This window comes from Soehngenia saccharolytica DSM 12858 (assembly GCF_059568515.1).
In genome coordinates, this window is the sequence record NZ_JCANTN010000049.1 from 1 (window position 1) to 7,443 (window position 7,443).

Annotated in this window: 7 protein-coding genes and 1 riboswitch; of the genes, 1 reads left to right on the forward strand and 6 read right to left on the reverse strand. The window is 33.6% G+C overall.

Annotated features, from left to right (window positions below; genetic code table 11):
* Positions 1 to 372 precede the first annotated feature (372 nt).
* The 3 genes from BO51_RS09700 to BO51_RS09710 all read right to left on the reverse strand — a co-directional run bounded on the left by BO51_RS09700 (position 373) and on the right by BO51_RS09710 (position 3,081).
* Positions 373 to 981, reverse strand: coding sequence for an ECF transporter S component (locus BO51_RS09700; RefSeq protein WP_496486193.1), 609 nt, complete (start codon positions 979 to 981; stop codon positions 373 to 375).
* 74 nt (positions 982 to 1,055) lie between these two features.
* A riboswitch (FMN riboswitch) is annotated at positions 1,056 to 1,169 on the reverse strand.
* A 106-nt stretch (positions 1,170 to 1,275) separates the two neighbouring features.
* The gene (locus tag BO51_RS09705) at positions 1,276 to 2,490 is read right to left on the reverse strand and encodes an MFS transporter (RefSeq protein WP_496486194.1); all 1,215 of its coding nucleotides are present in this window, start codon (positions 2,488 to 2,490) and stop codon (positions 1,276 to 1,278) included.
* A 21-nt stretch (positions 2,491 to 2,511) separates the two neighbouring features.
* Positions 2,512 to 3,081: a glycerol-3-phosphate acyltransferase gene (locus BO51_RS09710; RefSeq protein WP_496486196.1), complete on the reverse strand. Its 570-nt coding sequence runs from the start codon at positions 3,079 to 3,081 to the stop codon at positions 2,512 to 2,514.
* Positions 3,082 to 3,115: 34 nt separating this feature from the next.
* Here BO51_RS09710 and BO51_RS09715 point away from each other — a divergent pair, with 34 nt between their 5' ends.
* The gene (locus BO51_RS09715) at positions 3,116 to 4,156 is read left to right on the forward strand and encodes a DAK2 domain-containing protein (protein WP_496486198.1); all 1,041 of its coding nucleotides are present in this window, start codon (positions 3,116 to 3,118) and stop codon (positions 4,154 to 4,156) included.
* A gap of 141 nt (positions 4,157 to 4,297) precedes the next feature.
* Here BO51_RS09715 and BO51_RS09720 read toward each other — a convergent pair whose 3' ends face one another.
* The 3 genes from BO51_RS09720 to BO51_RS09730 all read right to left on the reverse strand — a co-directional run bounded on the left by BO51_RS09720 (position 4,298) and on the right by BO51_RS09730 (position 7,328).
* The gene (locus tag BO51_RS09720) at positions 4,298 to 5,149 is read right to left on the reverse strand and encodes a DegV family protein (protein WP_496486200.1); all 852 of its coding nucleotides are present in this window, start codon (positions 5,147 to 5,149) and stop codon (positions 4,298 to 4,300) included.
* Between the two features lie 108 nt (positions 5,150 to 5,257).
* Positions 5,258 to 6,424 (reverse strand): beta-aspartyl-peptidase, encoded by a 1,167-nt coding sequence (iadA, locus tag BO51_RS09725; protein ID WP_496486202.1) that lies wholly within the window; start codon positions 6,422 to 6,424, stop codon positions 5,258 to 5,260.
* A complete protein-coding gene (locus BO51_RS09730) occupies positions 6,408 to 7,328 on the reverse strand; it encodes a succinylglutamate desuccinylase/aspartoacylase family protein (RefSeq protein WP_496486204.1) in 921 nt (306 codons plus the stop codon). Before BO51_RS09730 ends, iadA begins: the two co-directional genes overlap by 17 nt.
* Positions 7,329 to 7,443: the final 115 nt, after the last annotated feature.

Genomic DNA, 7,443 nt, shown 5'->3' on the forward strand with positions numbered 1-7,443 from the left:
GACTTCTCATGACAAATCTTGTTTCAACCATGGTTCATACTTTGTTTCTCCATGTCCATGAGATCTCCCCAGGTAAGAACAACAACCTTCCTTCCATGTAACCGCCACATTTACTGTGTAGAGTTCGGGTAGTATTGGACTTTGTTTTGTTAAGCAAACTCATCCACTCTACTTCAGCCTGATGTGATTTCTGTTCGTCGGTTCAGAATTTTGCCTCTAGCTTCCTTCAGATTCCACGTCACCATGGACACCCTTGCTCTTGGCTAACGGTTCCTACTACCAAGCCCGTAGTGGACTTTCACCACCTAGTTGTTGCTCATGCTGGGCACACTTAAAAAGTCAGTGCCTTAAGGCACTGACTATAATCTTTTTTTATTTATGCAATATTGGTGATAGTCTCTTATAAACTAAAATAGTAATAGCACTTTCTAGTACTCCCTTTAATAAATTGAACGGAACAATAGCATAAATCATCATAGTTTTTAAATCAACTATATTTGCGTTAATTGAAGTTCCCATTTCAACAAGGTTTTCAATTGACAATCCAAACATCTTAGCATACATTGGAAATATAAAGAAGTAATTAGCCAATGAAATTATTAAAGTCATTAAAATTGTCCCTGAAACAAGGCCAATTATTGCTCTGTTCATAGTTTTTTTCCTAAAGTATATTGCACCTGCAGTGTACGCAAATACACTTCCAACTAAGAAATTAGCTAATTCTCCAACTCCAGCCGAAGATGTCCCTCTTATCACTATGAAAAGCAGATTTTTTAGGAATTGTATTATTACCCCTGCCATTGGTCCAAGTGCAAAAGAACCAATTAATGCAGGTAAATCGGATATATCTAGTTTTAAAAATGGTGGTGCAAGCCAAACTAATGGAAATTCAAATAGCATCAATACAAATGCTATTACCCCTAATACTGCTAATTTTGACAAAGTCTTTGTCTTCCACATGTCTTTACTTAAAGTGTACATATTATCCCTCCATAATTTTTAAATTACTTCGGGAATAAAAAATCCCCGAAGCAATCTTCGGGGCACAAATCGAATAAAATCTTCTTTCATCCAGACTATACTGTCGGCTCTGGAATTTCACCAGATCAACCTTTCGGCTCGTGGGCTTTACCACCGGTGAGGAATTGCACCTCGCCCTGAAGATACTCTGATATTATAATATATCTTTGTCGTCCGCTTGTCAATATAAGTTATTTTACACTAAGTCAAATTTTATGTTTTTCTTTTTTGCGTTTTAATAATTATGCAATTCACCTATTTAATCATCTTATTCATCTTATGATAAAGTATAAGTGCAACCATCTCAAATGCAATAGCAATAATGATGATTGTACCTGTCATTCCTTTGTCATATAAAAACCCCATTAGTGACGATCCTCCTAATAGCGCTAAACCATATGCTGCATTAAACACTCCATACCCTGTACCTCTTTTATAAAAAGGTACAATATCGGCAATTGCAGATCTCATGATAGTTTCATGCACTCCCATTATAATACCAAAAACTACCATTCCAATGAATACTAGCACTTTTGAATCAGTCAATGCGAATATTGGCAATATGATTGATAAAAAAGGTATTGCAAGTAAAGTTAAAAGCCCTGATGTCTTTATTCCTGTTTTTGATTTCAAATTGTCATAAATCTTGCCAAATAAAAGAGCAGTTATTGCATCAATTCCCATGGCAATACCATAAAGTAAAGTGATGTTTCCATCGCTGAATATACCTTCAGCTTTTAAATGGTATCCTATAATGCTGAAATTTAGAAATCCTAGAGTTGCAAAAAAAGTAAAAGCAGTATATATCCAAAAAGTAGGTTGTAATTGTTCTTCTCTATATTCTTTTGCATGAACTTCTTTAATCAAATTTTCTTTCTTTATCTTGTTATGTGCAAATATTAGAAAACCCATTAGCAATACAAATGGAATGAGTAGTGCTTTATAACCTAATTGATATTGTGCTAATTCATTTTCTCCTGCAATTAAAAATACCAAAGTAAATATTAATGGTCCAACCAAAGCGCCTATTTGGTCTAAAGCTTCTTGCAGTCCAAACGCAAAGCCAATGCCAACTTGATTTTGAGCGACTGCAGAAACAATAGTGTCTTTAGATGGATTTCTCAAAGCTTTTCCTATCCTTTCCATCAATATCAAGACGATTAGAATATTCCAATTCATTGTAAATCCCATTAAAGGAACCACTACTAACATCCCATACCCAAGAAAAATAAACAGCCAGTACTTTCTTGTCTTATCTGAAAAAATCCCTGCAATTAATCTCAATGCATAGCCGACAAATTCTCCAATGCCAAATACTATTCCTACTTGTGTAGCGCTTACTTTTAAAAGATTAAAATATTGGCTGTTTGCACTTCTAGCGCCTTCGTAGACTGCATCGCCTAGTAAGCTTATAACTCCGAATAAAATAATAACTGTCACTGCTGGTGAATATTTGGATTGTTTTTCCATGATTTTATCCTTCTCCTAATATTAAGATTCTTTATTTAGAAAAGCTTTTATATAATCTAAATTCTTATACATCACTAACAAAGAAATGAAAAAACTCGTTATAACTCCTTCGATTGGCGCTTTTTGATAATAAAGCAATACTGGTAAAATAAATATGCCGATGCCAGTAGCAGCATTTGCCCTTTTGCCAAAGGCAAGTGTAAGGATTCCAATGAATCCAAATAGATACAAGATTGTGATTGGTGAAATAATCAGCAATATACCAACTAGACAGGCTAAGCCTTTTCCTCCTTTAAATCTCAAAAAAATACTAAAATTATGTCCTAAAATGACAAAGAATGACGCAAAATAAGGTATTAACTCAGATTTGCTAAAATTTTTAGCAATTGCGATTGCTGCTACAGCTTTTGCCGCATCTATTATAAAAGTTAAAATTCCAGGGAGAAACCCTATATTTTTAATAGCATTCACTGTCCCTACATTTCCACTTCCAACCTTAGTTATGTCTTTCTTAGCAAAAACTTTTCCAGCAATATATGCAGTAGGAATTGAACCTAATATATAAGCTATTATCAATAATAGAATATCCATTTATATCACCTTAGCTTTCAATTTTCTGATTGATTTGCATTTTTTTAGGTGTGGATATGAGACTTCGTATAATTCATTAATGCGCCCAAAAGAAGGAACTATCCTCACTGTAGCTAGAGAAGTGGCTGAAAAATCCGAGTTATCAAACTCCAGCACATTAACTGATTTAATACAAGAACTGTTTTTTGAAGCTAAAAAAGCACTTCTTAGAACAAAGGACATCCTGTCTGTATTGAAAAATAAAGATGCTTATGATGCAGGCGCTTGGGGACTCTATCTATTCTTCAGTTCTCTTGCAAAAGCTGTCGGCATAGATGTTAATGATGATATTGATATAGATTTAGAAAAAAACTACTTCCTCTATGACGATAGTTTTGATTTTGAAAATCCTTATGACATGGAATTTAAAATATCTGGTGAAATAAATTTAGAGCCAATCATTAGATCATCTCTTTCGAGTTTAGGTGATGAGTTTATAACTAGAGGCAGCTCATCAGGTATTTATGTCCATGTGCACACATCCAATCCTCTCAAAGTCGTAGAAGAGGTTTACAAAAATTCAAGAATCAGCAATATTATCATCAGGGATATGCACAGCCAATATGTTGATCAGTCTAATGATGAATTAAAATTCAAAGATTTCCACATATTAGCTTTTGGATCTAGCCCTGGACTTATAGCGCTATACGCAATGTCAGGAGCAGATGCAGCTATGGATAAAGAACTGACCAATAAAAAGAAAAATATCATCAATGAATATATAAACAATAAAACACTAATCTTATCCTCTGAAAACATCAATCTTGGAACTTCTAAACCAATCTATTTAATGAATGAGATTGAAATATTATCCGTATTAGTGTCGATGTACACTGACAATCTTCCAACCGAAAAAGAGATAAGAAGATTGTCAAGTTACACCAATTATGCTAAGTTAAATCACTCAAACGATATTTATCACCTTCTTATAAATGGTGAACTGATAGATCAAACTAGATCTGTTGATAAAAATGCTATTATAGATTTAGCTATGACTGCTATTGAAAAACTAAATCCAAAAAAGGTGACAGTCTGACTGTGTATTACGGTTTTGAAATGTCCAAATCTGAAATTGATATTTTATTGAATAAAATTAAAATAAAATACCCATATATTGAAAATATTTACACAATGTTTTCAGCAAGTGAAAGTCCTATTATCATAACTATTGAGTAATTTATTTATATATATATCCCATGGAGACCACGCCTGGCCCTACATGTAGTCCAATAGCAAGCGCAAGAGGAGATATGTCAACACTTAAATCTGGAATTATTTCTTCAACCATGCTTTTAAGTGTTAATGCATCTTCCTCTGCGTTTGAATGCGAAATAGCTACTCTAATCATGTCTTTTCCTAAAACGTCCTTTTTTAATTCGTCAATCATCATTTTATAGCCTTGATTCATCCCCCTTGCTCTTCCAAAGAATTTGATTTCCCCATTGTTTAAATACACAAGAGGTTTTATATTGAATAAATCTCCTGCTATAGAAGCTACCTTACCAATTATGCCACTCCTTTGGACATATTTTAAAGTGGATAGAATTAATGCAAATTTCGCATTTGGCTTCAACTCATTTAGAACAGTTAGAATCTCTCTTATGTCTTTACCTTCTTTTGCCATTTCTACGGCTTTTATGACTAATAGGCTCGATGCTGGGCCAGCAGTGTTAGTGTCGAATACGAATATGCGATTTCTCTCATTTTCATCGAACTCATCTCTTGCTTTCAAAGCTAAGGCATAAGTATTGCTAACTGTAGATGCAACCGTCATACACAAACAATAGTCATTTGTGTCAAGAGATTTCCTAAATTCTATAACGAATCTCTCATAAGATGGTGCAGAAGTAGTTATCTTTTCTTCATCTTTTTCTAACTTTTCATATAAATCTCTAGCATCTACGCTGATTACATCTTCAAATATTTTGTCACCAACATTGATATTTATAGGTACTATTGGTATATCATACATTTCTACTAAATCCATAGAAGGTGAACAAATGCTATCTATAACGACTTTTACCGACATATCTATCTGCCCCCTATGAACTATAATACCCATATTTTACAAAATAAATACCAAACTTATCTTAATTAAATATTGTAATAAAATAAATACCATGGATGTCCATAGTATTTATTCGAAAGTTCCTTTAATTTTAATTTCTCTTTGTTTTATCATTGTGTTTCCTCTAGCAATGACTGTATCTAAATCTAAAGATTCCTTATTCAATATCAAGATATCCGCATCATAACCTTTCTTAATTTGACCTTTATTCTTTAACTTTAATATTTGTGCAGGGTTCTCTGTGGCAACTTTTAAGCAACTTTCGAGATCTATCTGTTCGTCAAAATACATGTTCTTTATGCATTCTAAAACAGAAGATGATTTCCCTATCTTTAGTTCGATTAAATTACCTTCTTTATCAAATGAAGGTAAACTTCCTTGGCTATCAGAAGAAATTGTTATTTGTGATATATCAATTCCTCGATCAATCATTTTTCTTACCGCTTTGCTGGATGATATTTCTCCATCTTCTATGAACTTTTTAGTCGTGCTTGTTGTAAAGTCGACATATCCTCCATGCCTTGCATACTCAATTGCATCTTCCATAATCCATTCATTTCTGCTCATATGTGTCGGCAAAAACTGAGTTATTGGAATGTCAGATTTGTCTAATAAATCATAAATGATCTTAAGCGGGTTTTTACTATCTCCTAGATGTAAGTTTATTACTCCGGCTTTACCAGATAGCATTCCTCCAATTCTCGAATCTGACGCTAGTCTAATAAGTTCTTCTACACTTGGGCAAGAAGATCTATGGTCTGATATAGCTATTTCACCAGTTCCAATTATTCTTTCAATCAATATCAAATCATCTGTAATGCTACCTGTAACAGTTCTCACTGGCACTTGATACGATCCAGTGTATGCATAGGCTGTTATTCCTTCTTCATTAAGTGCATAAATTTTAGCTAATAAATTCGACATTGTCCTTGATGTGCCATCTGTGCCAAGAACTCCAACAACTGTGGTAACTCCCGCTGTAGTTATATCTGTAAGAGTTATTTCTGGAGTTCGTGTCCTGTATCCTCCTTCACCACCACCACCACAAACATGAACATGACTATCGATTAATCCTGGTGTAACAATGTTACCTTTTGCATCAATTAACTCGTATTCAAGCCCTTCCAAAGATATGTTATCCCTTAAGTCAATTATCTTGTCGTCGGCAATTAGTATGTCCTTCTTCCCTATATATGATGGAGCATATACAATCCCATTCCTAATTAGTTTTATCATTTTTCCCTCCCAAATCCAAAGCTTGAATTTCTTTTTTTATTATATATGAATATATCAAATCTCCTTTATACACATAAGAATCAGGCATTATCGTATGTATCTTCGAATCATTGTCAGCTTTTATCACAGTATTGCCAATTTTGCCTATGATATCTCCCTTGTTTACTACATCTCCTGATGATTTTGTCGGTTTAAACAATCCAGAAACAGGAGATTTTATATCCAATATTTCCCCATAATATGTGGGTGGATTGTCAACTGTTTTCCCATCGATAAAATCAAGGGCTATAAGTAAATTTTTTAAAGCATCAAAACAATTGTTTGCTAAATGTGTTTTAATTGCACCTTTTGATGATCCACTTGGAAGCTCTATTATAAATGCATTTTGATTTCTTTGATAATTGCTTTCAACAAAGAACTGGCCTCTAAGGCCAGAAGACTGTACTAAATTTTCTAGTGGCAAATGGTTGATAACAGATAAAACTTCTGGAAATTTATCGTATATTGACAGAATATATGGTATTGAGTATTGGTTTGCACAATGTAGGTCAATGATTATATCCATATCGCAAGCTTCATCCCAAACATTTTTGGCTGCTTTATGAGTTGGCCCATCTGTTTCATTTCCAGGAAATATTCTGTTCATATCTACTTCATCATAAAAAGAAGTTCTATTAAATACACGTGTTGCAACAGGGTTACACTTAGGCATGATCTTAATGCTTCCATTTTTGAGCTTTGTATTGTTTAAAAATTCAATCATGTCATATGCAATAGATATCCCTGCAACTTCATCTCCATGTATGCCTGCAGTTATCATGAGTTTAGGATGATTTTCTCCAAATTCATATACTTCTTGCTCAAATGAAGGGTTGTCTTCCACAACTAGTTTTCTCATATTCATATTATTCCCCCTCGATAATCATAGGTAGTGGCAATAAGACACTCCTTTTTTTTATTTAAAACCTTATATTATTAAGGGTTACATCATTTTTATAAAATAAAAAACAATGACCCCC